The sequence below is a fragment of the Brevibacterium sp. SIMBA_078 genome, from assembly GCF_046534565.1.
Classification (GTDB): Bacteria; Actinomycetota; Actinomycetes; order Actinomycetales; family Brevibacteriaceae; genus Brevibacterium.
The window spans coordinates 1-260 of the sequence record NZ_JAWRYQ010000337.1 but is presented as its reverse complement, the minus strand read 5'-3'; the positions used below and the strand labels follow the sequence as shown (position 1 = coordinate 260).

General features: G+C 50.0%; 1 protein-coding gene. It reads right to left on the bottom strand.

Going from position 1 to position 260, the window contains the following annotated elements; genetic code table 11:
- Positions 1 to 260: cytochrome ubiquinol oxidase subunit I (locus SB749_RS19935; RefSeq protein ID WP_410711833.1), on the bottom strand; the 260-nt coding region annotated here is incomplete at both ends.

The following is a 260-nucleotide window of genomic DNA, read 5'->3' as shown; positions in this document are numbered from 1 at the left end:
GCCATGTGTGCAAAACGGTAAGGGAAGGAAGGATTAAAAATAGCTTCAGACCAAGACAGCACATGGAAGCGATTATCGATTAACTCGACACCGGCAGGTGTATGCATCCAGCTGTTGGCCGATAAAATCCAGAACGAGGAGATAAAGGTACCCACAGCGACCATAATCGCCGCAAACAAATGCACTCCTTGCGGGACTTTACCGCGCCCAAAGAGCAGCACGCCAAGAAAAGCTGCTTCCAGGAAAAACGCTGTCACGAC